General features: G+C 65.0%; 1 protein-coding gene. It reads right to left on the minus strand.

Going from position 1 to position 486, the window contains the following annotated elements:
* Window positions 1-486: aminotransferase class III-fold pyridoxal phosphate-dependent enzyme (locus HZI36_RS26690; RefSeq protein WP_179405666.1), on the minus strand; the 486-nt coding region annotated here is incomplete at both ends.

Consider the following 486-nt stretch of genomic DNA (forward strand, 5'->3'; position numbering starts at 1 on the left):
ACGTGCGTAATGTTCGCGATCGGCAGGTCGCCCATCTCGTGCATGAACGCCATCCCGCCGAGCGACGCGCTGCCGACCGTCGACCCGTGATACCCGTTCACGCGACCGATCAGCACCTTCTTCTCCGGCTTGCCCATCACGTCCCAGAAGCGGCGCACCGTGCGGATCAGCACCTCGTTCGATTCCGAGCCCGAATTCGTGTACACCACGTGGCTGAACCGCTCGCCCAGCAGCCCGAACAGCCGCTCCGACAGCTCCACCACCGCCGGATGCGTGGTGTGGAAGAACATGTTGTAGTACGACAGATCGCGCATCTGGCGCGTCGCCGCGTCCACCAGCTCGCGTCGCCCGTAGCCGACGTTCGTGCACCAGAGGCCCGACATCCCGTCGATGTAGCACTTGCCGTCGTTGTCCCACAGATAGACGCCCTCGCCGCGCACCATCACGCGCGGACCCTCGGCGTTCAGCGCCTTCTGATCGACGAAC

This window comes from Burkholderia guangdongensis (genome assembly GCF_013403875.1).
Taxonomy (GTDB): domain Bacteria; phylum Pseudomonadota; class Gammaproteobacteria; order Burkholderiales; family Burkholderiaceae; genus Burkholderia; species Burkholderia guangdongensis.